General features: G+C 61.9%; 1 protein-coding gene. It reads right to left on the minus strand.

Annotated features, from left to right (window positions below; all coding sequences use genetic code 11):
- Positions 1–207: phage tail protein (locus HB631_RS26830; RefSeq protein WP_213994217.1), on the minus strand; the 207-nt coding region annotated here is incomplete at its 3' end.
- Positions 208–318: the final 111 nt, after the last annotated feature.

The raw sequence follows: 318 nt of genomic DNA on the forward strand, positions 1-318 counted from the left end.
GGCCAGGAGCGACAGCCGCCCGCCAGTCAGCTCGGGCAGCAATATGCCGGAAAGCGTGATGTGGTCATTGCCCGGTCCGAGGAATTGCGCCGCCGGTGGCAACCCCACGCGGCTATTGGTGGGCCAGCGGTATTCCGTGGTCCGGTTCAGGTTTTGATAGGGGACGGTGCTCAGCGTGAACACAAACAGCCCCAAGGTCATCATCATATATTTCTTCCTTAATAGGTCATGCTGCTGCGTTGCCGGGCGCGCTGCTGGCGTTGGCGTTTATCCAATTCTTCCACGGCGGCCCGCCCGGCGATGCGCCCGACTTCCTGG

Source organism: Sodalis sp. dw_96, from assembly GCF_018449575.1.
Lineage (GTDB): Bacteria > Pseudomonadota > Gammaproteobacteria > Enterobacterales > Enterobacteriaceae > Acerihabitans.